This is a genomic window from Knoellia sp. p5-6-4 (assembly GCF_029222705.1).
In the GTDB taxonomy this organism is placed as follows: domain Bacteria; phylum Actinomycetota; class Actinomycetes; order Actinomycetales; family Dermatophilaceae; genus Pedococcus_A.
Window position 1 is genome coordinate 825485 of record NZ_JARGZF010000001.1, and the last position, 26597, is coordinate 852081.

Consider the following 26597-nt stretch of genomic DNA (forward strand, 5'->3'; position numbering starts at 1 on the left):
GTGGCGCCACCACCTCGTCGACACGCTGGAAAACGGCCCCTGCCGGGCCCGCGGAGGGCCGTTTTCCAGCGTGTCGTCGCGTGCCTGGAACCCCTCACAGACGGGTGCCGGGCCGCTGGGGCGGGCGAAGCGTGACGGCGATAGGCTGGGCCTACCCGTTTGCTCGTCATTGTCGACGCTATGAAAGAGGCGTATCCGCCGTGCCAGACCAGTCTCCGACCAACGACCCCATGGCGGCCTTCGGCCCCAACGAGTGGCTCGTGGACGAGCTGTACCAGCAGTACCTGAAGGACAAGAACTCCGTGGACCGGGCCTGGTGGGAGTTCTTCGAGGACTACCGCCCCGGCGAGGCCGGCCCCAACGGCACGAACGGCACCACGGCCGGCGCCGCGACGGCAGCCCCGGGTGCTCCGTCGCAGGCCGCGGACGGCACCGCGAGCGCCCCGGCCACTGTGCAGAAGCAGGCCACCACCACCGACAAGCCGGACGCGAAGTCCGACAAGGCCGTCGCCGACAAGCCCGAGGACAAGGAGGCAGCGGTGGGCGGCCAGACCGCCGCGGCCAAGGTCGCTCCCCCGCGCGAGCAGACCCAGCCGGCCCAGGCCGCCGCCCCCGTCCAGGAGCCGCCCAAGCCGCGCGAGCCCGCCGGCCTGAAGTCGACCGGCCCGGTCAACGAGAACGAGGTCAGGCCGCTGCGCGGTGCTTCGGCCCGCACCGTCACCAACATGGAGTCCTCTCTCCAGGTGCCCACCGCCACCAGCGTGCGCGCCGTGCCGGCCAAGCTGCTGATCGACAACCGCGTCGTCATCAACAACCACCTCAAGCGCTCCCGCGGCGGCAAGGTCTCCTTCACCCACCTCATCGGCTACGCCCTGGTGAAGGCCCTGCAGGTCATGCCGGAGATGAACAACGGCTACACCACCGACGAGAAGGGCAAGCCCGCCCTGCTCGTGCCGGCGCACGTCAACCTCGGCCTGGCGATCGACCTCGCCAAGGAGGACGGCACCCGCCAGCTGCTCGTGCCCAGCATCAAGTCGGCCGAGGCGATGGACTTCGCCCACTTCTGGACGGCATACGAAGACGTCGTCCGCAAGGCCCGCAACGGCAAGCTGACGGTCGAGGACTTCCAGGGCACCACCATCTCCCTGACCAACCCGGGCACCATCGGCACGGTGCACTCGGTGCCGCGCCTCATGGCCGGCCAGGGCGCCATCATCGGCGTCGGCTCGCTGGACTACCCGGCCGAGTGGCAGGGCGCGAGCCAGGAGACCCTCAACCGCAACGCCGTCTCCAAGATCCTCACGCTGACGAGCACCTACGACCACCGGATCATCCAGGGCGCCCAGTCCGGCGACTTCCTGCGCATCGTCAACGCCCTGCTGCTCGGCGAGAACGGCTTCTACGACGAGGTCTTCGAGAGCCTGCGGATCCCCTACGAGCCGGTGCGCTGGGTGCAGGACATCTCGGCCCACCACGACGACGACGTCAACAAGACGGCGCGCGTGCAGGAGCTCATCCACGCCTACCGCGTGCGCGGCCACCTCATGGCCGACACCGACCCGCTCGAGTACCGCCAGCGCCGCCACCCCGACCTCGACGTCACCAGCCACGGCCTGACCCTGTGGGACCTCGAGCGCGACTTCGCCACCGGCGGCTTCGGGGGCGACTCGATGCTCAGGCTCCGCAAGATCCTCGGCATCCTGCGCGACTCCTACTGCCGCACCATCGGCACGGAGTACATGCACATCCAGGACCCCGAGCAGCGCGAGTGGATCCAGGCCAAGATCGAGGTCGGCTTCACCAAGCCCACGGCGGACGAGCAGCTGCGGATCCTGCGCAAGCTCAACGCCGCCGAGGCGTTCGAGACCTTCCTGCAGACCAAGTTCGTCGGCCAGAAGCGCTTCTCCCTCGAGGGCGGCGAGTCGGTCATCGCGCTGCTCGATCGCATCCTGTGCCGGGCCGCGTCCGACAAGATGGACGAGGTCTGCATCGGTATGCCGCACCGCGGCCGCCTCAACGTCCTCGCCAACATCGCGGGCAAGTCCTACGGACAGATCTTCCGCGAGTTCGAGGGCAAGCAGGACCCGCGCTCGGTGCAGGGCTCCGGTGACGTGAAGTACCACCTCGGCACCGAGGGCGAGTTCCACGCCGAGGACGGGAGCAAGACCAAGGTCTACCTCGCCGCGAACCCGAGCCACCTCGAGGCCGTCAACCCGGTGCTCGAGGGCATCGCCCGCGCGAAGCAGGACCGGCTCGACCTCGCCGGCGAGGCCTTCACCGTGCTGCCGGTGCTGCTGCACGGCGACGCGGCGTTCGCCGGCCAGGGCGTGGTCGCCGAGACCCTGAACCTCAGCCAGCTGCGCGGCTACCGCACCGGCGGCACGATCCACGTCGTCATCAACAACCAGGTCGGCTTCACGACGAGCCCGAGCAGCTCGCGGTCCTCGACCTACTCCACCGACGTGGCCCGGATGATCCAGGCGCCGATCTTCCACGTGAACGGCGACGACCCCGAGGCCTGCGTGCGGGTGGCCGAGCTCGCCTACGAGTTCCGCCAGGAGTTCAACAAGGACGTCGTCATCGACATGGTGTGCTACCGCCGCCGCGGTCACAACGAGGGCGACGACCCGTCGATGACGCAGCCGCTGATGTACAACCTCATCGAGGCCAAGCGCAGCGTCCGCAAGCTCTACACCGAGGCCCTCATCGGCCGCGGCGACATCTCGGTCGAGGACGCCGAGGCCGCGCTGCGCGACTACCAGCAGCAGCTCGAGCGGGTCTTCATCGAGACCAAGGAGGCCATCAAGGAGGCCGCCGCCGGGCACGACGGGCAGGCCGACCCCACCCTGGCCGGCACCGACGTCGAGGGCCACACCGGCCTCGAGCCGCCGACCGCGCAAGCCACCGACCAGGCCACCCGCTCGGCGACCGACACCGCCGTGCCCCGCGAGGAGCTCGAGCACATCGGCGACTCGTTCACCAACATGCCCGAGGGCTTCACGATCCACCCGAAGCTCAAGCAGGCCATGGAGAAGCGCGCGCAGTCGGTGCGCGAGGGCGGCATCGACTGGGCGACCGGCGAGCTGCTCGCGTTCGGCACCCTGCTCAAGGAGGGCACCCCGGTGCGCCTCGCCGGGCAGGACTCCCGCCGTGGCACGTTCGTCCAGCGCCACGCGGTGCTCATCGACAAGGTGACCGCCGAGGAGTGGACCCCGCTGCTCTACCTCGGTGAGGGCCAGGCCCGCTTCTGGGTCTACGACTCGTTGCTGTCCGAGTACGCCGCGATGGGCTTCGAGTACGGCTACTCCGTCGAGCGGCCCGACGCGCTGGTGCTGTGGGAGGCGCAGTTCGGCGACTTCTTCAACGGCGCGCAGACCATCGTCGACGAGTTCATCTCCTCGGGCGAGCAGAAGTGGGGCCAGCGCTCCTCCGTGGTGCTGCTGCTGCCGCACGGCTACGAGGGCCAGGGTCCCGACCACTCCTCCGCGCGCATCGAGCGGTTCCTCACGATGTTCGCCGAGGACAACATGACGATCGCCTACCCGTCGACGCCGGCGAGCTACTTCCACCTCCTGCGTCGCCAGGCCTACGCCCGCCCGCGCCGGCCGCTCATCGTCTTCACCCCGAAGTCGATGCTGCGCCTGAAGGCGGCGGCGAGCGCGGTCGAGGATTTCACCACCGGCACGTTCCGCCCGGTGCTGCCCGACCGCCACGAGCTCGACCCCAGCGCGGTGACCCGGGTGCTGCTCGCCAGCGGCAAGGTCGTCTACGACCTCGAGGCCGCTCGCGAGAAGGCCGGCGACACACAGACGGCGATCGTGCGGGTCGAGCAGCTGGCTCCCCTGCCGGCGCACGACATCGCGCACGAGCTGCGCAGGTACCCCAACGCCGACGTCGTCTGGGTGCAGGACGAGCCGCAGAACCAGGGCGCTTGGCCGTTCATGGCACTCAACCTGCCGGGCATGCTGCTCGAGTTCGGCGAGCAGCGTCCGCTGCGGGTCGTCTCGCGCCGGCCCTCGGCCTCGCCGGCCACCGGCTCGACCAAGAAGCACCAGGCCGAGCAGCAGGAGCTGGTCGAGGCGGCCTTCCGCCGCTGAGCCCTACCGCACTTCTGGCCACTCACACGGCATACGGAGGCTGAAAAGCCGCCACTGTGCCGAGTGGGTGGCCAGAAGTCGTTGGTGGGGTATGCCGTGGGGCTGGCTGAGGTGCCCCGCTCCCCCTAGGGTCCAAGGGTGCCCACCGCGACGAAGCGCACCCAGCAGATCATCGACGTGATGGGCGACGCCTTCGCGCCGCTGATGAAGGCCGACCCGCTGGCGTTCCGTACCAAGTTCCGCAAGATGGCCAAGGACCCGCACGCGTTCTACCGCGGCTCGGCCTGCCTCTTCTACGCCGACGTGACGGCCGAGAAGGACGACTACGCCGACGAGCGGAGCAGCCGCATCTGGATCCACGGCGACCTGCACGCCGAGAACTTCGGCACCTACCTCAACTCCGACGGCCGGCTCGTCTTCGACGTCAACGACTTCGACGAGGCCTACATCGGCCACTACACGTGGGACCTCAAGCGGTTCGCGGCCAGCCTGGCCCTGCTCGGGTGGCAGAAGGCCCTCCCCGAGGCCGAGGTGCGCAGGCTGGTCGCCCGCTACGTGCGCGCCTACCTCGCCCAGCTCAACCACTACCTGCACCACGACGACGACCAGGACTTCGCGCTGCGGCTCGACAACACCCACGGGCCGGTGCAGGAGGCGCTGATGACCGCGCGCACCATGCGCCGCGCCGACCTGCTCGACAAGCTGACCATCAAGGACAGCGCGCAGCGGTTCTTCCGCTCCGGGCCGACCGTGCGCCAGCTGACCCGGCCGGAGCGGCGGCGCGTGGTCACCGCGTTCGAGGGCTACCTCGAGACCATCCCCGACAACAAGAAGTTCGACCGGGCACTCTTCTACGACCTGGTCGACGCCGTGGGCACCTCGGGGCTCGGCATCGGCAGCGCCGGGCTGCCGGCATACAGCCTGCTCGTCGAGGGCTACAGCCAGGCGCTCGACAACGACGTGGTGCTGTCGATGAAGCAGGCCAACGTGCCGGCGGTGAGCCGCTTCATCGACACCGCCGAGGTCGACGCGCAGTTCGAGCACGAGGCGCACCGCACGGTGATCAGCCAGCGCGCGCTGCAGGCGCACACCGACCCGCTGCTCGGCTGGACCACCCTCGACGGCGTCGGCTACGTCATCTCGGAGGTCTCCCCGTATGAGGTCGACCTCGACTGGGGCGCCCTGACCGAGCCGGCCGAGATCGCCGCGGTGGTCGACCTGCTCGGCCGGGCCACGGCCAAGATCCACTGCGCCTCCGACGAGGACAGCGACCAGGACGTCGTCGACTTCCAGGTGGAGCACGCCATCGCCGGGTCGCTCGAGGGCCGCCGGCGGCAGTTCACCGACGACGTCGTCGAGTTCGGCGTGAGCTACGCGCAGAAGGCGCGCGACGACTACCGGCTGTTCGTGGAGGCGTTCCGCGAGAACAAGATCGGCATCTCAGCCACCTGAAGCTCAGCTGGAGATCTGCAGCCAGTCGTACCAGCCGTTGTGCAGCACCAGCCAGGCGATGAGGCCGTAGCCCGCCTGGCCCGGGTGCCCGGCCACCTTGCTGGCGGCGAGGTCGGACTGCCACTGCTCGTGCCCCATCAGCGGGCGGAAGCAGTCGACGAACGGCACGCCGCGGCGCGCGCACACGTCGGCCTGCGCCTCGACGAGCACCTCGAGCTTGTGGTTGAGGTCGGGGTCGCCGACCGGCGGCGGGCTGACCACGAACGTGCCGATGCCGGCGCTGGCGGCGTCGTCGAGGATGTTGGCGAGGTTGAGCCGGTGCCGGGCCAGGGTCATCCCCTTGGCCGCGTCGTTGCCACCGACCGAGACCACGAGCCGCTTCTCGGAGCGGCCGGCCCACCGCGGGGGGCACTCGGTGCGCCACCGGTTCAGCACGTCGGCCGAGGTGTCGCCGCGCACGCCGAGGTTGTAGGCCGTGATGTCGACGTCCGGGTGCTGGGTGCGTCCCACGACCCGCGAGACCCAGCCCTGCCCCTTGGGGTCGCCGACGCCGGCGACGAGCGAGGCGCCGATGAAGATGAGCCCCACGTCTCGGGGGCCGCCGTCGGTCGACACGTGGAACTCGGCGCTCGGGGTGAACTCGGGCTCGGTGCTCAAGGGATCAGTCCTCGTCGTCATCGAGGCGGGCCAGCCAGGTGGCGAGCCGCTCGATGGGGGTCTCGAATTCGGGGTTCAGGTCCACGAAGGTGCGCAGCTGGTCGGCCAGCCACTCCAGGGAGACCTCTTCCTCTCCGCGGCGGGCGGCGAGCTCCTCGATGCCCCGGTCGGTGAAGTACACGCTGGCGAGGTTACCGCGCCCCATCAGGTGACGGAGAGCAGGCTCATGCAATGGCTGCTGTGCGCCGGTGCCGGCCGGAGCCACAGTGGTGCTGCCACCGAGAGGGTCGCCGGAGACGGCGGCACTGCTGGGGTCAGCCCTCTCGGTGGACCAGGGCCGCGACGCGGTCACGGACCTCCTCGCGGGACGGGCCCTGGCCGGTGGTCGACCGGTGGGTGGCAGCCGTCAGCCCGGATCGGGTAGACAGGGGCGACCCACCCGTCGACCACGCAGGGGACCCATGAGCAACACCGACCAACTGATCGCCGCCGTCCGCGAGGCCGCCGAGGGCAGCCCCTACGTGGTGCACGAGAAGCCCTACGGCTTCGACCTGCGCATCGACATCGTCGACGCGCAGTGGTGGACCCTGCTGCGCAAGAGCGGCGTCAAGCGGGTGTTCACCTACGAGGTCCGCACCAGCGACCGCGCGAAGAAGATGTCGATCACCGACGTCTCCAACACGGTGCGCTGGAGCGGTGGTGGCGGGGTGTCGAGTACGCCGAGCCTGCACGCGGAGAAGTCGTTCCAGCGCGGCCGCGTCTACCAGTACAGCTTCCAGAAGGAGGTCGGCGTCGACGCCCGCACCGGGCGGCTCGGCATCCCGGTGAGCTACTCGTTCCGCTCCGGCGAGGGCCGCGACCTCATCCGCGACGCTGCCGAGCGCACCGGCTGGACCGAGAAGATGCCGCTGGAGCAGAAGGGCGCGCTCATCTTCGCCGGGGCCATCGTGGCGGTCGGCGCGCTGGTCGGCCTGGTCTTCCTCGCGATGGCGATCGTCGGCTGAGCAGCGGTATGCCGCGTGGCTCGGCCACGCGGCATACCCCTCCCCCCTGTCAGGGTGAGTCTTCGTCGAGGCTGCCGCGCAGCGCCACCAGCCTCTTGAGCGCGGTGGTCGAGCCGAGCTCGCCGGTCCACCACGGCTCGAGGATCTCGCGCATGTAGATGCGCAGCTGCAGGTCGGGGCCGCTCTCGAGCACCTGGTCCTCGACGGGCGCGGGCCGCAGCTCCTCCGGCGGGGCGAAGAACTGCCGGTGGAGGTGCTCGATGGCGGGCGCGGCGGAGGTCCAGTCATCGACGGGGGGCGGCTCCACGTCGGCACCCTCCGTGGGCTCCGGCTGGTGCTCGCGCGCCTCGGTGTCGTCGTGGCGGTGCTTCAACACGCCCGGCACCTTCACGGAGGGCTTCTTGAGCCGCTTGCGGGAGGCGTGCCTCTCGGCCTCGGCGAGGGCTTCGTCGTCCAGGCGCGCCTGGACCGCAGCGGCTTCCGCTGCGAGCCGCTCCTCCTCGACCGCCCTGCGCTCCTCCTCGGCGACCTTGGCCTGCAGGGCGGCGCGCGTCTCGGGGTCGAACTCCGGCGGCCGGTAGGTGCGGGTGCTGCTGCGGGCGACGGGGCTGCGCCAGCCGTCCGGGTCGACCGAGCCGACCGGTGGCAGGAGCAGCGACGCGATGGACGGCCGCGGCTCGTCAGCGGGCTCGGCCTGGTGGTCCTGGCTCAAGGGTGTGGTCGTCACCGTTTCATGGAACGGCTCTTTGGGCTCGCCTGACATCGTTTCCCCCCACTCTTTGCCAAGTGCTTACCTGCCAACCCGGACGACCCGGGCAAAGGGTGCGTCAGAGCTGGAGGTCGGCCAGCCGCTTGAGGCGGATCAGGGTCTCGCGCGAGCTGGCCTCACCGAACTGCCAGGGCGAGATGATCTCGGCCATGAGCTCGCGCAGCACGCGGTTGTGCGCGCTCTCCTCCACGGGTGCGGCGGTGGGGCGCGCGCCGAGGCCGCTGGTGTCGAGGCCGCTGGTGTCGAGGTACTCGTTCCAGCGCGGGTCGATCACCGGCTTCTCTGACGAGCTGTTCGGGTTTCGCACGCGGTAGAGGCTAGGTCAACGCCGCAGGTCAGCGACCGGGTGGCGCGGGAACGCGGCGGCAACTCTGGCCGAAAGTACGACCCCTGCGCACCCCTCGGGCGGCGCCCCTCAGGAGACGGTGAAGACGACCTTGCCGAACAGCTCGCCCGCGGCCATCTTCGCGAAGCCGTCGCGGGCCTGCTCGAGCGGCATCACCGAGTCGATGACCGGGGCGATGCGCTGCTGCACGACGAACTGGGCGAGCCGCTCGAGCTCCTGGCGCGTGCCCATCGTGGAGCCGATGACGCGCAGCTGGCGGAAGAAGATCTGGGTGAGCTCGGCCTTGGGCGGGGCGTCGCCGGAGGTGGCGCCGCAGATGACGATGGTGCCGCCGGGCTTGAGCGACTTCACCGAGTGCGACCAGGTGGCCGCGCCGACGGTCTCCATGACGGCGTCGACCCGCTCGGGCAGCCGCTCCCCTGAGGCGAACGCGCGGTCGGCGCCGATCTCGAGCGCCTTGGCGCCCTTGGCCTCGTCGCGGCTGGTGACCCACATCCGGTAGCCGGCGGCCGCGCCGAGCTGCACCAGCGCGGTGGCGACGCCGCCGCCGGCGCCCTGCACCAGCACGGTGGCGCCGGGGGTGAGGCCGGAGTTGGAGAAGAGCATGCGGTATGCCGTGAGCCAGGCCGTGGAGAGGCAGGCCGCGTGCTCCCACGACAGGCCCTCGGGCTTGGGCACGACGTTCTGCCGCGGCACGAGCACCTTCTGGGCGAGGGTGCCGTCGTGCAGCTCGGAGAGCAGGGTGCGCCTGGGGTCGAGGGTCTCGTCGCCCTGCCAGCCCTCGCTGGGCACGACCGCGTGCACGATGACCTCGTTGCCGTCCTCGTCGACACCGGCGCCGTCGCAGCCGAGGATCATCGGCAGTCGGTCGGCGGGCAGGCCGACGCCCATGAGCGAGAACAGGTCGTGGTGGTTCAGGCCGGCGGTCTTGAGGGTCACCGTGGTCCAGCCGGGGCGTGGCTCGGGGTCGGGGCGCTCCCCGACCTCGAGGCCCGAGAGCGGGTCGTCCTTGGACTGGCTGGCGGCGTAGACAGCGAGCATGCCCCGACCTTAGGGGACGCCGAAGACGTTCGGCCGAATGGCGTATCCCGAGCTCCAGCCCTCGGCGGACCCGCGACCGTCCCCGAGGCGGTTCACTGAGCCATCTGCGCCGACCGGGCGGCGGCGCAGGCGAGGGGGCTCGAGATGGACTTTGTGGGACGCCGCGCTGGGGCGCGGAGGCGTTGGGTGGTGCCGGTGACGGCGGCGGCTCTGGTGGTGGGACTGCACGGGATCTCCCTCGCGCTGCCCGCCGAGGCGCAGATCCTCGGCACGCCGGCCCGCACCTGGGGTGTGGGGCCGGCGGAGACGACGGTCGCCGCGATCGGGAAGCCGCGAGTGCTGGCGATCCTGCCCATCGGCGACCGTGTCGTCGTGGGCGGCACGTTCGACACGGTCATCGACCCGGCCGGGCGGGAGTACCCCGCCAAGAACATCGCCGTCTTCTCGGCCACCACCGGCGCGGCCGACCTGACCTTCCGGGGCTCGACCAACAACACGGTGACGTCGCTGGCGACCGACGGCGCCGGCACGGTCTTCGTCGGTGGCGACTTCGGCACGGTCAACGGCCAGACCCGTCGGGGCCTGGCCGCCCTGTCGGTGGCGACGGGGGACCTGAAGACCTGGGCACCCTCCATCGTCTCCCCCGGGCAGGTCGACGCCCTGGCCTACGCGGGCGGGTCGGTCTACGCGGGTGGCAACTTCGCCGGCCTCACCGGCGGCGGCGCCACCTCGAAGGCCTTCCTCGCGAAGGTCAGCGCGTCCACGGGCGCGGTCGACGCCTCGTGGGCGCCGGCGCCCAACGACCGGGTGCGCACCCTCAACGTCGCGGCCGACGGCTCCGGCAGGCTCTTCGCCGGCGGCGACTTCACCGCCGTGTCGGCCAAGTCGGGCACCAACAAGATCGCCGCGGTCTTCCTCAGCGGCGCCGGGGCGGTCGACACCGCCTTCCGGGCCGGCCCGGCCAACTCGGGCAGCTACTCCCCGGTCTACGACCTCACCTCCGACGCGAGCAGGGTGTATGCCGCGGCCGCCGGCGGCGGGGGCGCGTGCACCGCCCTGAGCACCACCACCGGCGCCACCCTGTGGACCGACCGCTCCAACGGCAACCTGCAGTCGGTGCGCCTGCACGGCGGCCTGCTCTACTGCGCCGGGCACTTCAGCGGCACCGGCTCCTTCATGGGGCAGACCCGCTACAAGATCGCCGCGGTGGTGCCGAGCACCGGGGCGCTGACGGCGTTCGCCCCCAAGATCGACAGCTCGCAGGGTCCGTGGGCGCTGGCGACCGACGCCACGCGGGTCTACATCGGCGGCGACTTCAGCACCGTGTCACGGGTGGCGCAGCCGCACTTCGCGATGTTCGTCGACTCCGCGGCCCAGCAGGCGCCGCAACGGCCCGCCTCGCTCACGGCCCAGGCGTCCAACGCCAAGGTGAACCTGTCGTGGGGACCTCCGTCGAGCGACGGCGGGTCGGCGCTGCAGAAGTACAAGCTCTACCGGGCGACCAGTCCCGGAGGGCACAACCTGGGCGGCTCGCCGCTGGCGACACTGTCAAAGAGCACGCTGACCTACGCCGACACGAGCGTGGCCAACGGGGTCACCTACTACTACGTGGTGGTGGCCACCAACGCCCTTGGGACGAGCGCGCCGTCGGTGCAGGTCGCCGCGACGCCGAGCTCGACGGCGATCGTGACCAAGCCCGGGGCGCCGACCGGGCTCACGGCGACCCCCCAGCCGGGAGCGATCCGCCTCGCGTGGAACCCGCCCAGCGACACGGGCGGGGCGAGCATCACGTCCTACCGGGTCTACCGGGGCCCGGCGGGTGGGCAGGTCAACCTGACCACGCCCGTCGCGACGACCTCGTCGACGATGGTGGACGACAGCTCCGGCCTCACCGCTGGCGCGAGCTACTCCTACGTGGTCAAGGCGGTCAACCAGGCCGGTGAGGGTGCGGCCTCGACGACGGCGACCGCCACCGCCATGGCCGGCACGCCCGGCGAGCCGGTGCTGACCGGCTCGCTCGGGGCCGGCCCCTCCGCGGTGCTGAAGTGGACGGTTCCGCCGAACGGCGGCGCGCCGATCACGAAGTACGTCATCCTCAAGGACTCGGTGCGGCTGGTGAGCCTGTCGGCGACGTCCACCGGCCCGACCACCTACACCGACACGACGCTGGCGTCGAAGACGAGCGCGGTCTACCAGGTGAAGGCGGTCAACGAGATCGGCAGCGGGCCGCTCTCGGCGAAGGTCACCGTCACGGCCCCATAGCCGGCCGGCAGAGCGTCATGGCAATGGCCAGCACCCCCCACGGCGAACCCTTGGTCGACGTCGTGATTCCTGTTCACTCAGATGCTCGCCCCCTGGAGCGGGCCATCAGATCAGTGGTCGACGGTGGCCTGCCTCTCGCGCCTCACAGTGGAGGTGTCCGCATCACTGTGGTGTGCCACAACGTGGCACCCGAGCGCATCCGTGCCTCGATCTCCCCTCCCTACCGAGACCTCGCCCGCCTGCTCGAGCTTCACGACCCACACAGGAGTCCCGCCGGGCCGCGCAACCATGGACTGCGGTCGAGCACCGCCACGTATGTCTCCTTCCTGGACAGCGACGACTACTTCCAGCCTGGAGCGCTCGCGCGTTGGGTAGCGGTGGCAGAGAGACACGGCTCCGATTTCGTGATCCCTCGGGTTGAGGATGACCGCGGGCACGCACTGCGCTCGCCGTTACCGCGGTTCCTCCGGAAGCGAAAGGTCGACGGCCTCAAGGATCGGCTCTTCTACAGGACCGTCATGTTCGGCCTGCATCGCAGGGAGTTCACCCGCGCCAAGCAGCTCAGCTTCAACTGCAACGTGGTCACCGGGGAAGACCTGGAGTTCGGTCTCCGGATCTACTTCAGCGACGCTCGGATTGACTGCGTCCCCACCGCCCCCGGCTATGTGCTGAGCGACGATGCCACCGATCGCGTTCGTGCGGCACCCCGGCCGGTGCGTGAGGACCTACAGGCCTGTTGCAGCCTCGTGGCGAACCCGTGGTTCCGAAGGCTCTCCGAGTCCGAACGGACCGCCATCGTCGTGAAGCTCATCCGAGTGCACGTCCTCGGCGCCGTCTCGGATCGTCGTGCCAGCGACCTGTGGACGGGCGAGGAGCGACGTGACCTGAGCTGCGTCTCGTCCGAAATCCTCGGGGCGGCGCCACACGCCCGTCACTACCTGTCTGTCGCTGAGGACCGCCTGCTCTCTTGGGCCCTGGATGCGTCTGCCACCGACGACGGCATCCGGCGTTCCGACCTGAGTCAGCACTCTGTCTTGCACCTGCGATGGGACCTCCTGGTCGCGGCCTCCCCCCGCTGCTCGCTCAGCCGAGACGCACCCCTGCGGATGTTCCTGGCCAAGGCACTCGTTCGCTGAGCCTCGGCTGATCTGCCACGCCGAGGGCAGGTCGGCGGGTGCCGGTGACCGTGTTTCACCCTTCTGGATGAGGTGCTTGACGCCCCGCTGCCGCAGCGTTGCCCGGGGAAGCGGGCGTGCCGTCTCCGTCAGACTGCGAGGGAAGGACTTGCTGTGACCGCGAAGAGCGACTTCACCGAGGAAGAGTGGTCGCGGATCGTGCGGGCGCCGCTGGTCGCCGGGATGGCGATCTCGCTGGCCGACCCCGGCGGACCCATCGAGGCGGCGAAGGAGTCGATGTCAGCGATCAAGAGCGCGACGAACCCCCCGAGCCGTGAGCAGCTCCTGGCCGAGGTGGCGCTCGAGGTGCAGGCCATGACCCAGCAGCGGCAGAACCCCCTCAGCGGCTACCGCCCCACAGCCGAGGGCAGCCCGCCCGGTGAGCAGGTGCTCGACGAGCTGCGCGAGGTGCAGGCCATCGTGGCGGCCAAGGCCACGCCCGACGAGGCGGCAGCCTTCGGGCGGTGGCTGGTCGCCTCGGCGCAGGGCGCTGCCGAGGCAGCCAAGGAGGGCGGGTTCATGGGGTTCGGCGCGGAGCAGGTCAGCGAACGTGAGCAGGCGATGCTCGACCAGGTGCAAGAGGCCGTGTCCGCGGAGGCGGGCCCGGCGTCACCCGCCGACTGACACAGATCCCCGCCGTCTCGCAGGGATGTGGCGAAATCCATGCGTGCTCTTGACCGAGCCCTGAACCGGGGCTGCGTACCTTGCCGCCCATGCCTCTGCGAGACCAATGCCCCGTGTGCTGGTGGTCGGTGCGCTGCGACGACGGGAAGGTCGTCGAGCACGACCGCGACTCCTACGGCCAGCTCGAGCGCTGCCCCGGTTCGGACAAGCCCGTAGCAGCGGGAGTCGCGGCCGCCTGAGGCCCGTCGGGCAGGGTCAGCGCGCGGCAGGCTCGCTGACCACCGGCCGCTCGGCCGGCGACGCGGTGGAGCGGCCGGCCGGCCGCGAGGCGTAGTCGCCGCTGTAGTAGCCGGCGCTCGAGCTCTTGGGCGAGACGCGGTTGAGCACCACCCCGAGGGTGTGGCCGTTGACGGCGGCCAGGTTCGCGAGCGCGTCGCGCAGCTGCGTGTCGAGGGTCTGACCCGCGCTCACCACCACGAGCGCGCCGTCGGCCGAGGCGGTGAGCACGGCGGCATCGGTCACCGGCAGCAGCGGCGGCGCGTCGACGATCACGGTGTAGTCCTCGGCCAGCCGCTCGAGCAGCCTGCGCATCGCCTTGGAGCCCAGCATCTCGCTGGGGTTCGGCGGCACCCGCCCGGCGGCGAGCACGACGAGGTTGGGCAGGCCACCCACCTGCTGGGCGACCTCCTCGAAGTGCACGCTGCCAATGAGCACGTCGGTGAGCCCGAGGCCCTCGATCAGCCCGAAGCTGTCGGCGAGCACCGGCCGGCGCAGGTCGCCGTCGATGAGCACGACCCGCCGGTCCGACATCGACAGCGCGGCGGCGAGGTTCATCGCCACGGTCGACTTGCCGTCGCCGGGCAGCGGGCTGGTGACCACGATGACCCGCGGTGGGTTGTCGATGTCCATGAACTGCAGGTTGGTGCGCAGCTTGAGGAACGACTCCGCCGAGTGGACCGGGTCCTTGTCCTTGCGCGGACCGGTGACCACGAGCGGCACCAGGCCGCCCTTCTTGCGCACCAGGGCGGGGGTCTCGGGGATCGCGCCGGCGACGGTGACGCCGAAGGCGCGCTCCACGAGCTCGGGTTCGCGCACCCGCCGGTCGAGCTGGCTGCGCAGCAGCGCGTAGCCGAGGCCGAGCATCAGCCCGAGCACGAAGCCGAGCGCGAGGTTGCGCTGCGTGTTGGGCGAGACCGGCGCGGTCGGCAGCGCGGCCGACTCGATCGGCACGATCCGCAGGGCCTGCTCCGCCTTGCCGGTCGGGTTCTCGACGGCCTGCACCTGGCGGGCCAGCGCGGCCACCCACGCGTCGGCGAGCTGCTGCGCCTCCACAGGGGTGGCTGCGCGGGCGCTGACCTTGATGGACACGGTGTCGAGCGGCTGCTTGACCGTGATGCGCCCGATGAGGCCGGCCGGCTGGGCGTCGAGGCCCAGCGTCTTGATGACGTCCTGCGCGGTAGCCCGGCTCTTGGCGAGGTCGACATAGGAGGTGGCGCGCGACTTGGCCAGCGAGTCGCCCACCGAGGCCTCACCGGGGTTCGTCGCGGTGCCCGCACTGACGAACCCGCTGGCGTCGGCCTGGTAGACCTTCGGCGTGGCAAGGCTGACCCCCGCTGCGGCGGCGACGCCGAGCAGCACGAACGCGACGATGCCCCGCCAGTGGGCACGGGCGACGCGCAGGTAGTCGGTGAGTTCCACAGCCGGTGAGTCCCCTCAAGAGTGCGCCGACGGGCGGCGCGAAGTCAGCGATTCGGAGGCTAACCGCCACTTCGCCCCCCTAGGGTGTGAATGTGGCAATTCGACCCGACCTCCCGAGGGGGCACGCCGTCCGTCTGGTCGCCCTCGGCGCCACGGTGGAGGTGCGGGTCGACGGCGACCGGGCCGACGACGCCGCGGCCGAGATCGAGCGGGTCTGGCACCTGTGCGCCGCGCCGGACGCCGGCCCCGTCGACGCGGTGGTGCACGCCACGTGCGACAACGCCAGCGCCAGCCTCGCCGACATCGATGCCGGCGTGGTCCAGGGGCGGAGCCTGCCGGATCTCATGCAGGCGCTCACCCAGGCGGTGACCCGCGCGGCGATCGACGCGCAGAAGGGCCGGCTCGTCATGCTCCACGCCGCCGGCATCCAGTGCCCCGACACCGGCGCCGTCGTCGCCCTGGTCGGCCCTGGGGGCACCGGCAAGACCACGCTCATCCGCACGCTGTGCCCCGGCCGCGGCTACGTCACCGACGAGACGGTCGCCGTCACCGGCGACGACACCGTGCTCCCCTACCCCAAGCCGCTGTCCGTGCGGCGCGATCTCGGCAGCCTCTGGAAGGACGAGACCGACCCGCTCGAGTTCGGCGTGCTGGAGCCGATGCGGCCCGCGCCGTTGGCGGCGATCGTGATCCTCGACCGCCAGGACGGGTATGCCGGTCCGCCGGCTGTGGAGCCCCTGTCCACCCTCGATGCCATCGCCGCGCTCACCCCGGAGACCTCGCACCTGCCCGAGATGGACAAGCCGTTGCAGCGGATGGCTGCCCTGTGCGACAACGTCGGTGGCGTCATGCGGGTCACCTACGCCGAGGCCGAGCACCTCGCCCCGCTGGTGCACGGCTGGCTGGGGGCCGGGTCGTGAGGGCGCGTCGGGTGCCGGTGCAGGACGAGGTCGTCCGCAACGGCGAGTCGGTGGTGCTGCTGGGTCGGCAGGTGATCCGCTTGTCGGCGATCGGCACCACGCTGCTGGAGCTGACCGGCGAGTGGCGCGAGGTCGACGACCTGACCGTCGACCTCACCGACCGGTTCGGCCACCCGCCCGAGGGCTACAGCGCGACGGACATGACCGAGGCGGCGCTGCAGGCGCTGCACGCGCAGGGGCTGGTGGAGCTTGGCTGAGACCGCCGAGCTGCGCATGTCAGAGGCGGTGCCCCTGGCCCACGCCCTGGTGGCAAGGCTCGCGGAGCTCGAGGACGTCCGCCTCCTCTTCGTGAAGGGCCCGACCGCGGTGGCCCTCGGCGCCCGCCCGCCACGTCCGTCGACCGACGTGGACGTGCTGTGCGAGCCCGGTGGCATGGAGCGGCTGGGGGCTGCGCTGGAGCGGTGCGGCTGGCGCCGGCGGGTGCCGAAGAGCAGCGTGCATCAGCTCGAGCATGCAGCGAAGTACCTCTTCGAGCACTCGGTGCACTACATCCACGACGAGTGGCCGTGCGACCTCGACATCCATTTCAACTTCCCCGGCTTCCTCGCGCCCGATGACGTGGTGTTCGAGGAGCTGTGGAGGCGCCGGACGACGGTCGACGTCGCGCACTGGCCTGTCCCGAGTGCAGACCTGCTCGGGCAGGCTGCGGTTGTCGCCCTGCACAGCCTGCGCGACCCGCAGTTCGCCCACACCAGTCCTGACCCCAGCTTCGTCGCGGAGTCCCTTGAGCGACAAGGGCCAGAGGCAGTTGAGGCGTTCGCGCAGCTGGCCGCCGCCACCGGCAGCGCGGAGACGCTGCGTCCGCTGTTGGAGCGTCTCGGCGTTCCGCGGGTGGAGAGCACCGTCGACCCCGAACTGGTGCGGCGCTGGCAGGTTCGTCAACAGAACGCCGGCGCCTACACCACGTCATGGCTCATCGAACTGCGCCACCGGCCCTGGCGGGAGAAGCCGCGGCTGATCTGGCACGCACTCCTTCTGCCGTCTGACCAGCTGTTCAGCACCAACATCGGTATGCCGCGGACGCGGCGGAACACGGCCCGACTCCAGCTTCAGCGGTGGCTACGCGCCGCCCGCCACCTCCCCCGCGGCCTGCGAGCCGCGCGTCGCGCCGAGGAGCAGGTGCGATGACCCGGAACGACGCAGCGTGGTCGCGCTCAGCCGACGTGGCTTTCGTCGACGACGACGAACGCATCGTCCTCCTCGACCTCGGCAACCCGCCATGCCGTCCACGCCTGCTGAAGGGGCCGACCGCCGCCATCTGGCGCCTGCTGCGACGACCGCGCACCCTCAGCAGCCTCATGCATGAGCTGGACTGCCTCGATCACCGCCCCACGCCAGACTCCGATGCCCTCGAGGCGTTGCTCGGCGCCCTGGTCCAGCACGGACTGGTGCGGTCGGAGCACGACCTCAGATCTTGAAGGTCACCGAGCCGGTGGTCCTGCCCTCGTCCACCGTGTAGGTGAAGGTGTACGTGGCGGCCTTGGGCGTCTTGCCCTGGTAGTCCCACGTGATCGGGCCCGTGGCTGCGCTGCCCCCGGCTCCCACCACCGAGGTCTGAGGCAGCCCTGCCAGGTAGACGCCGCCCTCATCGTTGCGGGCAGAGGAAGTGACCGTCAGCACCTGCACCGTTCCCTGGCCGGTTCCGGTGTTCGAGAAGGTCAGCACGAACTCGACCTTGCCCGTCGGTCCGCCGGTCTTGGTCGCCGTGACGGTGGGCTGGCCGATCTGCGCGTATCCCGAGCCAGCGGCGGCAGGGGCTGCGACAGCGGCCATGACAACGGGCACGGACCAGGCCATGGCGCGGTTGACGGTCCGGCGGTCCAGCTCGACGGCGTCAGCGATAGCCTTGTTGAGCTGGGTCTCGTCCCTGCGCATGTTTCCCCCTGCAGCGGGCGGCAGGCCCCTGCGCCTGTCGCGTTGGGGAGAAACTAACCAAGAACGTCAGGAAACACCATGGCTTAGTAAAGACTTGTTAAAGGAATGGCCCTGATTGTCCATTTCTGGGCGCTATGGACACCGTTAGGACCGAAAAGCGCCTCGTCCGTTCGGCCCATGGGGTCAGCAACTTCAGGCGTTCGGGACCACCGATGGCAGGGCTTTGGCCAATGACTCACGCCAGTCCGGCAAGGGGGCTAGACGAGCCATCCGCCACGAGTCGTGGCCCCGCACGCTGTAGGCCGGGCGGGGCGCCGGTCGCGGGCACGCATCAGCGTTCGTTGGCTCCACCCACAGCCGGGTCGAGACCCAGGAGCCGGAAGTTCTACTGCGTGAAGCCGTGCCAGGTCGTCTCACCCTGCGACGTGCCGTGCCACACGCCGAACGGCGCGTTCAACGTCACGAGCCGCACGATGGCGTCAGCCCGATCGACGGTCCACGTCGGCTGCCCGCGCTGGTCGTCGACCAGCCAGGGTCTCCCGCTCGCCGGCCAACCCAGCCATGGTCTTGACGAAGTTGCCGCCACAGGCCGCCGGCTCCGGCGACCAGCCAGCGGAGCGTCAGCGTCCCAGCCGCTCGTACTTCGCCTCGGCAACGACCTTGGCGGTGCGCCACCAGTCCTCGTTGTCCGTGTACCACGCGATGGTGTCGGCCAGGCCCGAGCGCACGTCAGGGTGCACCGGAGTCCAGTCGGTCTCGGCGCGCAGTTTGGTGGCGTCGATGGCGTAGCGCAGGTCGTGGCCGGGCCGGTCGGGCACGTGCTCGAACCAGTCGGCCGGCTTGCCCATGAGCTCGAGGATGAGGGCGATGACATCTCGGTTGTTCATCTCGCCGTCGGCGCCGATCAGGTAGGTCTCCCCCAGCCGGCCCTGCTCGATGATCGCGATGACCGCGTCGTTGTGGTCGTCGACGTGGATCCAGTCGCGCACGTTGGCGCCGGCGCCGTAGAGCTTGGGCTTGACGCCCTCGAGGATGCCGGTGATCTGGCGCGGGATGAACTTCTCGGGGTGCTGGCGCGGGCCGTAGTTGTTGGAGCAGTTCGACAAGGTGGCCTTCAGGCCGAAGGAGCGGATCCAGGCGCGCACGAGCAGGTCGGCGCTGGCCTTGGAGGCGGAGTACGGGCTCGAGGGGTTGACCGGCGTGGTCTCGGAGAACTTGGCCGGGTCGTCGAGCTCGAGGTCGCCGTAGACCTCGTCGGTGGAGATGTGGTGGATGCGCTTGTCGTGCCGGCGCACCGCCTGGATCAGCTGGTAGGTGCCGATGATGTTGGTGTCGATGAACGGCCACGGGTCGTCGAGGCTGTTGTCGTTGTGCGAGTCGGCAGCGAAGTGCACCACGATGTCGTGGGCCGCGACGAGCTCGTCCACGAGGTCGGGGTCGGTCACCGAGCCCTTGACGACGTCGATGTCGCCGATCACCGTGTCGAGGGAGCTCAGGTTCGCGGCATACGTCATGGAGTCGAGCACGGTGAGCTTCCAGCCCGGGCGTACCTGACGGGCGCGGATGACGAAGTTGCTGCCGATGAACCCGGCGCCGCCGGTGACCAAAACCTTCATGGTGCCCGAGCCTACCGAGCGGCCACTAGGGTGCTGAACCATGAAGGGCATCATCCTGGCCGGCGGCTCGGGCACGCGACTGCACCCCATCACGCTCGGCATCAGCAAGCAGCTGATGCCGATCTACGACAAGCCAATGGTCTACTACCCGCTGTCGACGCTGATGATGGCCGGCATCCGCGAGGTGCTCATCATCACCACCCCGCAGGACAGCGAGCAGTTCCAGCGACTGCTCGGCGACGGGTCGGCGTGGGGCATCGAGCTCTCGTATGCCGTGCAGCCGGCCCCCGAGGGCCTCGCTCAGGCGTTCCTCATCGGCGCCGACTTCATCGGCGCCGAACCCGTCGCCCTCGTGCTCGGGGACAACATCTTCTACGGCCAAGGCCTCGGCACCTCCCTGGTCGCCAACCGTGATGTGCGCGGCGGGCACATCTTTGCCTACCACGTCACCGAGCCCTCGGCCTATGGCGTGGTCGAGTTCGACTCCCACGGCAAGGTCCTCTCCATCGAGGAGAAGCCGGCGCATCCAAAATCCAACTACGCAGTGCCGGGGCTCTACTTCTACGACAACGACGTCGTCGAGATATCACGCCGCCTCAAGCCGAGCGCGCGTGGCGAGCTCGAGATCACGGCGGTCAACGACGAGTACCTCCGCCGCGGCACCCTGACCGTGACGGTCCTTCCTCGCGGGACGGCGTGGTTCGACACCGGCACCTTCGAGGGCTTGATGGACTCCGCGCAGTTTGTTGCCACCATCCAGGCCCGGCAGGGTTTCAAGATCGGTTGTGTCGAAGAGATCGCGTGGCGCAACCGCTGGATTGACGACACCCAACTGGAGCACCTGTCCAAGGCGCTGGAGAAGAGCGGCTATGGCGACTACCTCGGTGGGCTGCTGGCCGAGAAGAGGGGCGAGCTGTAGGTGGACATCCGACCCCTGAAGCTTCGAGGTCACCCCCGAACAGTTCGCTGACCCGCGGCATCCACTACGCCGACGCGCCGCCGTCCCAGGCGAAATACGTCACCGCCGTCAGCGGCTCCTTCATCGACTTCTTCGTCGACGTCCGGGTCAGCGCCCCCGCCTTCGGCCTGTGGGACTCCGTCGTGCTCGACACCGAGGACAGCAAGGCGGTCTACCTGCCCGAGGGCATGGACACGCCCTGTTCACGCTCGAGGACGACTCGACGGTCCTCTTCTTGTGTTCGACGCCGTTCACGCCTGGCCGCGAACGCACAGTGCACCCGCTCGACGCCGAGATCCGCCTTGAGATCCCGGCCGGCATCGTGCTGGTCACCGCCGCCTGACCCGGGGAGCAGGGGCCCGCCAACTACGCATGCCGCGTGCGTGGAGTTCTACGACTCCCTCGACTAACGATCGGATCACGTCACCTAGTCCGTTTGGTCAAGTTTCCGTCCCATGGATACCGGCCGCGCATGCCCGCAGGTCGTTGACCTGCGGAAACCCGGTTATGGCCCGAGGCTCCGCAGACCGAGACATGTCCCGTTCTGTACGGACTTGCCGGTAAACTCCACGCTGGCTCTCGGGGGAGCCACCAGCAGGGGAGGTCACTGACACATGCCACAGCGCCGAGCACGACGCGACCGTTTCAGGCGATGGCTCTGGGCCCTCGTGGACCTGGTCATCTGGACGCTGGCGATCTTCGCGGCAGCCCTCCTGCGCTACGACTTCGACCTCCCCCGCCTGCCGGTCGACGAGACCACGGGCCTCGCCGGCCTGGCGCTCGCCCTCCACCTGGTGGCGGGCGCCCTTGTCGGCCCGTACGCCGTCGGCCACGAGCGCGGCTCCTTCGAGGAGACCCGCGACGTCGCCCGCACCGTCGCCATCACCGGCCTGGTGCTGGTCGCCGTGGTTTTCGAGCCGCACTACTTCAACGTCGCGCGCAGCATCCCCTTCACGGCCACCGTGCTGGCCATGGTCGGCATGTTCGCCGTCCGGTTCCTCATCCGCTCCTTCCGCGCGCACCGGGAGGAGGCCCGTGGTGAGGAGAAGAAGGTCATCGTCTTCGGCGCCGGCGAGGCCGGCAGCCGGCTAACCCGGAGCCTCATCCGCGACGTCGACAGCGGCTACCACCCCGTCGCCCTGCTCGACGACAGCAAGACCAAGGGGCGCTACCGCGTCGAGGGCGTCAAGGTGCGCGGCACCCGCCACGACATGGCCCGGGTCGCCGAGAAGTACGGCGCCCAGACCCTCGTCATCGCCCTGCCCTTCGCCGAGGCCGGCACCATTCGCGAGATCACCGAGCTGGCTAACGACGCCGGGCTTGACGTCATGGTGCTGCCGAAGATCGGCGAGATCATCGGCGGCCGGCCCACGGCTGGCGACCTGCGCAACGTCAACGTCGCCGACCTGCTCGGGCGTCGCCCCGTCGAGCTCGACATGGCCGCCATCGCCGACCAGATCGCCGGCAAGAAGGTGCTGGTCACCGGGGCCGGCGGCTCGATCGGCTCCGAGCTGTGCCGCCAGATCGCCCGCTTCGGCCCCGACAAGCTCTACCTGCTCGACCGCGACGAGTCGGGCCTGCAGGCCACCCAGATGAGCCTCGACGGCCACGGCCTGCTCGACAGCGACCAGATCATCCTGGCCAACATCCGCGACGTCGAGACGATGGAGCACGTGTTCTCGACGACCAAGCCCGACATCGTCTTCCACGCGGCGGCACTCAAGCACCTCCCCTTGCTCGAGGCCTACCCGTTGGAGGCCTGGAAGACCAACGTGCTCGGCACGCTCAACGTGCTCACCGCTGCGGCGAACGTGGGCGTGGGCACCTTCGTCAACATCTCGACCGACAAGGCCGCCAACCCCACCTGCGTGTTGGGTTACAGCAAGCGCATCGCCGAGCGGCTCACCGCCGACTTCGCCGACCGCTTCCCGGGCCGATACGTCTCGGTGCGCTTCGGCAACGTGCTCGGCTCGCGAGGCTCGGTGGTGCACGCGTTCACCGCCCAGATCGAGCGCGGCGGTCCCATCACGGTCACCCACCCCGATGTCGAGCGCTACTTCATGCTCATCCCCGAGGCCTGCCAGCTCGTGCTCCAGGCGGCCACCATCGGCTCCGACGGTGAGGTCATGGTGCTCGAGATGGGCGAGCAGGTGAAGATCGTCGATGTCGCGCACACGCTGATCCGCATGTCGGGCCGCAAGGACATCGAGATCATCTACACCGGCCTGCGTCCCGGCGAGAAACTCGGCGAGGAGCTCTTCTCTCCCCACGAGGAGCGCAAGCAGACCTCCCACGAGCTCGTGCACAGCGTCGACGTGCCCAGCATCGACTCCGACTGGGTGCGCCACGAGTCCATCCGAACGCACGGCGGCGCGGCCAACTGGATGCGCAACGAGGCCACCACCGATCTACTCGAGGACGCGAGGACCAGCGCGTAGTGTCACGGATCTTCCTTTCCAAAGCCGACATCACCGAGGTCGAGGAACGCTTCGTCCTCGACGCCATGCGCTCCGGCTGGGTGGCGCCGCTCGGCCCCCACGTGGACGCGTTCGAGGCGGAGATCGCAGAGCGAATCGGCGTCGCCGGCGCTTTGGCCCTTTCCTCCGGCACTGCCGCCCTCCACTTGGCTCTTCTGCACGTCGGCGCGAAGCCAGGCACCGTCGTCGTGCTGCCGACCATGACCTTCGCGGCGTCCGCCAACGCGGTGGTCTACACCGGCGCAGAGCCAGTGTTCGTCGACGCGCAGGAGTCGGACGGCAACGTCGACCCCCAGCTGCTCATCGAGGCCGTCGACACCCTGCGGTCTGAGGGCAAGCAGATCGCTGCCGTCATGACCGTGGACCTCTTCGGCCGGTGTGTCGACTACCCCGCCATCGTGGAGGCTCTGGCGGCACGCGAGATCCCCCTCATCGAGGACGCTGCCGAGGCCCTGGGCGCAGCGCACGGCGAGAAAGCAGCTGGCTCCTTCGGCGCCGCTGCAGCGCTCTCCTTCAATGGCAACAAGATCATGACCACCTCGGGCGGCGGCATGCTGCTCAGCGACGACCTGGACCTCCTCGAGCGAGCGCGCTACCTGTCTACCCAGGCCCGCCAGCCAGTGCCGTGGTACGAGCACACCGACATCGGCTACAACTACCGGATGTCCAACGTGCTGGCCGCACTCGGCCGCGGTCAGCTTAGCCGGCTGGATCGGATGATCAGCCGACGCCGGGAGATCCGAAGGGCATACCTCGATGGCCTGTCAGACATTGACGGGTTGAGCTTCCTGGGCCACCAAGCGGCCCGCAATGACTCCCAGGACAACTGTTGGCTGACGGGCATCGTGCTCGACCCGCTCGTCAACCCCGTGTCGGCGGATTCCCTCATCAAAGGTCTGGGCGAGGAGGACATCGAGGCCCGTCACCTCTGGAAGCCCATGCACTCGCAGCCAGTCTTCTCCGACGCGCGCTCCTTTATAAACGGCACCTCGGAGGGCCTCTTCGCCAACGGAGTCACTCTGCCAAGCGGATCGATCTTGAGCGACGAAGACGTAACACGCGTCATTGGTGCAACGCGCGCCGCTCTAGGAGTGGACTGACTCATGGGTTCATACCGTGGCAAGAGAGCACTCGACCTTGCCCTGACAGTCCCCGCATTCCTCGTGTCGCTGCCAGTCCAAGCGATGGTTGCGTTGCTGATTCGGGTCAGACTTGGCAGGCCAGTCCTCTTCCGCCAGACGCGGCCCGGACTACACGGCCAGCCCTTTGAAATGGTCAAGTTCCGAACGATGCTGCCGTTCGATGCGGCGAATGGGAAGACAGACGACGCCTCACGAATGACGGGTCTGGGATCCTTCCTGCGCTCGACGAGCCTGGACGAACTGCCCACCCTCTGGCATATCGTCCGAGGCGACATGTCCTTGGTCGGTCCTCGCCCATTGCTCATGCAATATCTTGTCCACTACTCCCCCGAGCAGGCCCGGCGCCACGACGTCCGACCGGGACTCACAGGTCTGGCGCAGGTCTCAGGCCGCAACGCCCTGACGTGGGAACAGAAATTCGCACTCGACACCGACTACGTGGAGCGCGCTTCCTTGAGGCTTGACCTGCGGATCATCGGACGCACGGTCTCTTCGGTGCTGCGCCGTGACGGAATCAGCGCGTCAGGCTCGGCCACGATGCCTGAGTTCACGGGGAGTAACACCCAACGGACCGGCGAATCATGAGCAATCCCATCGTCATCGTCGGAGTCGGTGGGTTCGGCCGCGAGGTCCACGACATCATCGACGCCATCAACCGCTGTGCACAAAGGTGGAAGTTGCTGGGCTACCTCGACGACTCACCCACCGAGGAGGACGTTCGCTTGGTCGAGCGTCGAGGTTCGCGACTTCTCGGCGGTTTTGAATGGCTGGAGGCGAACGCCGAAACCGTCCAATACGTGGTGGGCATCGGCTCTAGTGCAGTACGCAGGGCAATGGATCGGCGAGCTACAGCCTCCGGCGCAAAGGCGGCGACCCTTGTGCATCCACAGGCAACCCTGGGCTCGGATATACGAATCGGACCCGGCTCGGTCATCTGCGCAGGGGCACGGTTGACGACCAACATCGCCCTAGGACGACATGTACACATAGATCAAAACGCCACGGTAGGGCACGATTCCTTGCTAGGGGACTTTGTCCGTTTGAATCCCATGGCCTGCGTTTCTGGGAACGTAACGCTCGACACCGCTTCCCTCATCGGCGCAAATGCAACGGTGTTGCAGGGGCTTCGTGTCGGGCGAAATGCCACCGTCGGCGCCGGTTCGGTCGTCACCCGCTCAGTCCTTGCGGATCGGATCGTCAAAGGAGTTCCGGCCCGATGAGAAATCGGCGACTCCGCCATCGAAACGTCGTCGTCTTCGGCGTTACGGCAGCCATTTCTGCGCGCCTCTTTCTGGACGGGCATCTTGCTTCTGCCCGGACATCAGGAAGAGAAGTTCACCTCGTAGTCGGCGAATCCGGAGCAGAGAAGTTCGCAGCGTCTCAAGGAGCACAGCCACACGTCGTCAACATGAGGCGCGAACCGCACGTCTGGGCCGATCTTGTAGCGCTCATTCAACTCCTCGCACTCCTATCAACGATCAAGCCGTCTACCGTGGTGTTCGGCACTCCCAAAATGGGACTTCTAGGCATTTTGGCAAGCCGATTCGCTGGAGTGCCGAACCGCGTCTACGTTCTGCATGGACTGCGATCTGAAGGAGCGCGAGGCCCCTTGGCCGCCGTGCTTTACCTGCTGGAGTTGTTGACGCACTGCAACGCGACGCAGGTCATTACGGTGAGTCACAGTCTTCGGCGTCAGGCCCTCCAACGCAAGCTTGCCCCCCCGCAGAAAGTGGTTACGGTGGGTGCTGGCTCCGCAAACGGAATTGACATCGCCAGGTTCACACCGCCACAAGCCCATGAGCGCAGCCGGGCACGGAACAAATTCAACATTCCGCAAGGCGCCAAGGTGATCGCGTATGTGGGGCGACTCAACGCCGACAAGGGCTTAGGCATGATGGTCCAAACCTACGCTCAGCTAAGGTCATCCGATACTGACGCATGGCTGTTGCTCGTAGGAGCGGTTGAAGCCACGACTGACGCCGAAAGGTCTGCCGTGGCGGTCTTAGATTCCTTTCCTCAGGTCGTGCGACTACCGCACATTGAGGACGTCCTTTCCGTCTACCACTGCGCCGACTTGCTCTGGCTGTTCACCAAGAGAGAGGGGCTTCCCACGGTAGTACTCGAAGCTGCAGCAACCGGCATTCCTACCATAGCGACGATCGCCACCGGAACCACCGATGCCGTCAGCCACGGGCACACCGGAATACTCGTGGAACAAGACGAGGTCTCTGTGGCCGCCCACATGACCCGCAGACTCCTGCATGATCAGCAATTGAACACCCAATTGGGTGAGGCAGCCAGGTTGCGTGTCGTCCGGCACTTCAATCGCGACCTTGTGACAGCGCAATGGAGTCGCCATCTGTACGAGGCTAACGCCTTGTCCTCCATGGCCGCGCAATCCCAAAACTGAGCGGACGAGGCTGG

Annotated in this window: 26 protein-coding genes; 18 read left to right on the forward strand and 8 right to left on the reverse strand. The window is 69.0% G+C overall.

What is annotated here, in order from left to right; genetic code table 11:
* The first annotated feature begins 200 nt into the window (after positions 1 to 200).
* Positions 201 to 4097: a multifunctional oxoglutarate decarboxylase/oxoglutarate dehydrogenase thiamine pyrophosphate-binding subunit/dihydrolipoyllysine-residue succinyltransferase subunit gene (locus tag P2F65_RS03940; RefSeq protein ID WP_275804374.1), complete on the forward strand. Its 3897-nt coding sequence runs from the start codon at positions 201 to 203 to the stop codon at positions 4095 to 4097.
* Positions 4098 to 4235: 138 nt separating this feature from the next.
* Positions 4236 to 5549: a DUF2252 domain-containing protein gene (locus P2F65_RS03945; RefSeq protein ID WP_275804376.1), complete on the forward strand. Its 1314-nt coding sequence runs from the start codon at positions 4236 to 4238 to the stop codon at positions 5547 to 5549.
* A 3-nt stretch (positions 5550 to 5552) separates the two neighbouring features.
* Here P2F65_RS03945 and P2F65_RS03950 read toward each other — a convergent pair whose 3' ends face one another.
* Positions 5553 to 6227: a GDSL-type esterase/lipase family protein gene (locus P2F65_RS03950; protein WP_275804378.1), complete on the reverse strand. Its 675-nt coding sequence runs from the start codon at positions 6225 to 6227 to the stop codon at positions 5553 to 5555.
* Positions 6211 to 6387: a DUF6104 family protein gene (locus P2F65_RS03955; RefSeq protein ID WP_275807270.1), complete on the reverse strand. Its 177-nt coding sequence runs from the start codon at positions 6385 to 6387 to the stop codon at positions 6211 to 6213. Before P2F65_RS03955 ends, P2F65_RS03950 begins: the two co-directional genes overlap by 17 nt.
* Positions 6388 to 6667: 280 nt before the next feature.
* Here P2F65_RS03955 and P2F65_RS03960 point away from each other — a divergent pair, with 280 nt between their 5' ends.
* Positions 6668 to 7210: a hypothetical protein gene (locus P2F65_RS03960; protein WP_275804380.1), complete on the forward strand. Its 543-nt coding sequence runs from the start codon at positions 6668 to 6670 to the stop codon at positions 7208 to 7210.
* A gap of 49 nt (positions 7211 to 7259) precedes the next feature.
* On the opposite strand, the gene P2F65_RS03965 is transcribed toward P2F65_RS03960, so the two are convergent.
* From P2F65_RS03965 to P2F65_RS03975, 3 genes are all read right to left on the reverse strand, one after another.
* Positions 7260 to 7937, reverse strand: coding sequence for a hypothetical protein (locus P2F65_RS03965; protein ID WP_275804382.1), 678 nt, complete (start codon positions 7935 to 7937; stop codon positions 7260 to 7262).
* 100 nt (positions 7938 to 8037) lie between these two features.
* Positions 8038 to 8286 carry a hypothetical protein gene (locus P2F65_RS03970; protein ID WP_275804384.1) on the reverse strand — a complete coding sequence of 83 codons (249 nt, stop codon included), beginning with the start codon at positions 8284 to 8286 and terminating at the stop codon, positions 8038 to 8040.
* Between the two features lie 108 nt (positions 8287 to 8394).
* Positions 8395 to 9366, reverse strand: coding sequence for a zinc-binding dehydrogenase (locus P2F65_RS03975; RefSeq protein WP_275804386.1), 972 nt, complete (start codon positions 9364 to 9366; stop codon positions 8395 to 8397).
* 195 nt (positions 9367 to 9561) lie between these two features.
* On the opposite strand from P2F65_RS03975, the gene P2F65_RS03980 reads away from it, so the two are divergent.
* The 4 genes from P2F65_RS03980 (at position 9562) to P2F65_RS03995 (ending at position 13666) form a co-directional block, all read left to right on the forward strand.
* Complete coding sequence (locus P2F65_RS03980; protein WP_275804388.1) at positions 9562 to 11628, forward strand: fibronectin type III domain-containing protein; 2067 nt, start codon at positions 9562 to 9564, stop codon at positions 11626 to 11628.
* 23 nt (positions 11629 to 11651) lie between these two features.
* A complete protein-coding gene (locus P2F65_RS03985) occupies positions 11652 to 12764 on the forward strand; it encodes a glycosyltransferase family 2 protein (protein ID WP_275804390.1) in 1113 nt (370 codons plus the stop codon).
* A 153-nt stretch (positions 12765 to 12917) separates the two neighbouring features.
* Positions 12918 to 13427 (forward strand): hypothetical protein, encoded by a 510-nt coding sequence (locus P2F65_RS03990; protein WP_275804391.1) that lies wholly within the window; start codon positions 12918 to 12920, stop codon positions 13425 to 13427.
* Between the two features lie 89 nt (positions 13428 to 13516).
* On the forward strand, positions 13517 to 13666 hold the full coding sequence (locus tag P2F65_RS03995) for a hypothetical protein (protein ID WP_275804393.1): 150 nt from the start codon (positions 13517 to 13519) through the stop codon (positions 13664 to 13666).
* Between the two features lie 16 nt (positions 13667 to 13682).
* Here the strand turns inward: P2F65_RS03995 and P2F65_RS04000 are convergent, their stop codons facing one another.
* Positions 13683 to 15125 (reverse strand): polysaccharide biosynthesis tyrosine autokinase, encoded by a 1443-nt coding sequence (locus P2F65_RS04000; RefSeq protein WP_275804396.1) that lies wholly within the window; start codon positions 15123 to 15125, stop codon positions 13683 to 13685.
* 92 nt (positions 15126 to 15217) lie between these two features.
* Between P2F65_RS04000 and P2F65_RS04005 the strand changes: the two genes are divergently transcribed.
* The 4 genes from P2F65_RS04005 to P2F65_RS04020 are packed head-to-tail and all read left to right on the forward strand — an operon-like array spanning position 15218 to position 17523.
* Positions 15218 to 16045, forward strand: coding sequence for a hypothetical protein (locus P2F65_RS04005; protein WP_275804398.1), 828 nt, complete (start codon positions 15218 to 15220; stop codon positions 16043 to 16045).
* A complete protein-coding gene (locus P2F65_RS04010) occupies positions 16042 to 16302 on the forward strand; it encodes a hypothetical protein (protein ID WP_275804400.1) in 261 nt (86 codons plus the stop codon). Before P2F65_RS04005 ends, P2F65_RS04010 begins: the two co-directional genes overlap by 4 nt.
* Positions 16295 to 17233, forward strand: coding sequence for a nucleotidyltransferase family protein (locus P2F65_RS04015; RefSeq protein ID WP_275804402.1), 939 nt, complete (start codon positions 16295 to 16297; stop codon positions 17231 to 17233). The genes P2F65_RS04010 and P2F65_RS04015 overlap by 8 nt, the downstream gene beginning before the upstream one ends.
* The gene (locus tag P2F65_RS04020) at positions 17230 to 17523 is read left to right on the forward strand and encodes a hypothetical protein (protein WP_275804404.1); all 294 of its coding nucleotides are present in this window, start codon (positions 17230 to 17232) and stop codon (positions 17521 to 17523) included. The genes P2F65_RS04015 and P2F65_RS04020 overlap by 4 nt, the downstream gene beginning before the upstream one ends.
* Here the strand turns inward: P2F65_RS04020 and P2F65_RS04025 are convergent.
* Positions 17513 to 17980: a hypothetical protein gene (locus tag P2F65_RS04025; RefSeq protein WP_275804406.1), complete on the reverse strand. Its 468-nt coding sequence runs from the start codon at positions 17978 to 17980 to the stop codon at positions 17513 to 17515. The genes P2F65_RS04020 and P2F65_RS04025 overlap by 11 nt on opposite strands.
* Before the next feature lie 620 nt (positions 17981 to 18600).
* A complete protein-coding gene (rfbB, locus tag P2F65_RS04030; protein ID WP_275804408.1) occupies positions 18601 to 19596 on the reverse strand; it encodes a dTDP-glucose 4,6-dehydratase in 996 nt (331 codons plus the stop codon).
* A gap of 40 nt (positions 19597 to 19636) precedes the next feature.
* Between rfbB and rfbA the strand changes: the two genes are divergently transcribed.
* The 7 genes from rfbA to P2F65_RS04065 all read left to right on the forward strand — a co-directional run bounded on the left by rfbA (position 19637) and on the right by P2F65_RS04065 (position 26583).
* Positions 19637 to 20515: a glucose-1-phosphate thymidylyltransferase RfbA gene (rfbA, locus tag P2F65_RS04035; RefSeq protein WP_275804410.1), complete on the forward strand. Its 879-nt coding sequence runs from the start codon at positions 19637 to 19639 to the stop codon at positions 20513 to 20515.
* Positions 20516 to 20574: 59 nt separating this feature from the next.
* The gene (locus P2F65_RS04040) at positions 20575 to 20964 is read left to right on the forward strand and encodes a dTDP-4-dehydrorhamnose 3,5-epimerase family protein (protein ID WP_345803691.1); all 390 of its coding nucleotides are present in this window, start codon (positions 20575 to 20577) and stop codon (positions 20962 to 20964) included.
* 258 nt (positions 20965 to 21222) lie between these two features.
* Complete coding sequence (locus P2F65_RS04045) at positions 21223 to 22992, forward strand: nucleoside-diphosphate sugar epimerase/dehydratase (RefSeq protein WP_275804412.1); 1770 nt, start codon at positions 21223 to 21225, stop codon at positions 22990 to 22992.
* On the forward strand, positions 22992 to 24131 hold the full coding sequence (locus P2F65_RS04050) for an aminotransferase class I/II-fold pyridoxal phosphate-dependent enzyme (protein ID WP_275804414.1): 1140 nt from the start codon (positions 22992 to 22994) through the stop codon (positions 24129 to 24131). The genes P2F65_RS04045 and P2F65_RS04050 overlap by 1 nt, the downstream gene beginning before the upstream one ends.
* Positions 24132 to 24134: 3 nt before the next feature.
* Positions 24135 to 24758, forward strand: coding sequence for a sugar transferase (locus tag P2F65_RS04055; protein WP_275804416.1), 624 nt, complete (start codon positions 24135 to 24137; stop codon positions 24756 to 24758).
* On the forward strand, positions 24755 to 25393 hold the full coding sequence (locus P2F65_RS04060) for an acetyltransferase (RefSeq protein WP_275804418.1): 639 nt from the start codon (positions 24755 to 24757) through the stop codon (positions 25391 to 25393). Before P2F65_RS04055 ends, P2F65_RS04060 begins: the two co-directional genes overlap by 4 nt.
* Positions 25390 to 26583, forward strand: coding sequence for a glycosyltransferase (locus tag P2F65_RS04065; RefSeq protein WP_275804420.1), 1194 nt, complete (start codon positions 25390 to 25392; stop codon positions 26581 to 26583). Before P2F65_RS04060 ends, P2F65_RS04065 begins: the two co-directional genes overlap by 4 nt.
* Positions 26584 to 26597: the final 14 nt, after the last annotated feature.

What these genes read in the sequence shown, in the direction of transcription:
- P2F65_RS03950 (WP_275804378.1), bottom strand. Translation starts at nt 6,227, where the DNA reads ATGACGACGAGGACTGATCCCTTGAGCACCGAGCCCGAGTTCACCCCG.
- P2F65_RS03960 (WP_275804380.1), top strand. Translation starts at nt 6,668, where the DNA reads ATGAGCAACACCGACCAACTGATCGCCGCCGTCCGCGAGGCCGCCGAG.
- P2F65_RS03975 (WP_275804386.1), bottom strand. Translation starts at nt 9,366, where the DNA reads ATGCTCGCTGTCTACGCCGCCAGCCAGTCCAAGGACGACCCGCTCTCG.
- P2F65_RS03985 (WP_275804390.1), top strand. Translation starts at nt 11,652, where the DNA reads ATGGCCAGCACCCCCCACGGCGAACCCTTGGTCGACGTCGTGATTCCT.
- P2F65_RS03995 (WP_275804393.1), top strand. Translation starts at nt 13,517, where the DNA reads ATGCCTCTGCGAGACCAATGCCCCGTGTGCTGGTGGTCGGTGCGCTGC.
- P2F65_RS04020 (WP_275804404.1), top strand. Translation starts at nt 17,230, where the DNA reads ATGACCCGGAACGACGCAGCGTGGTCGCGCTCAGCCGACGTGGCTTTC.
- P2F65_RS04025 (WP_275804406.1), bottom strand. Translation starts at nt 17,980, where the DNA reads ATGCGCAGGGACGAGACCCAGCTCAACAAGGCTATCGCTGACGCCGTC.
- rfbB (WP_275804408.1), bottom strand. Translation starts at nt 19,596, where the DNA reads ATGAAGGTTTTGGTCACCGGCGGCGCCGGGTTCATCGGCAGCAACTTC.
- rfbA (WP_275804410.1), top strand. Translation starts at nt 19,637, where the DNA reads ATGAAGGGCATCATCCTGGCCGGCGGCTCGGGCACGCGACTGCACCCC.
- P2F65_RS04055 (WP_275804416.1), top strand. Translation starts at nt 24,135, where the DNA reads ATGGGTTCATACCGTGGCAAGAGAGCACTCGACCTTGCCCTGACAGTC.
- P2F65_RS04060 (WP_275804418.1), top strand. Translation starts at nt 24,755, where the DNA reads ATGAGCAATCCCATCGTCATCGTCGGAGTCGGTGGGTTCGGCCGCGAG.
- P2F65_RS04065 (WP_275804420.1), top strand. Translation starts at nt 25,390, where the DNA reads ATGAGAAATCGGCGACTCCGCCATCGAAACGTCGTCGTCTTCGGCGTT.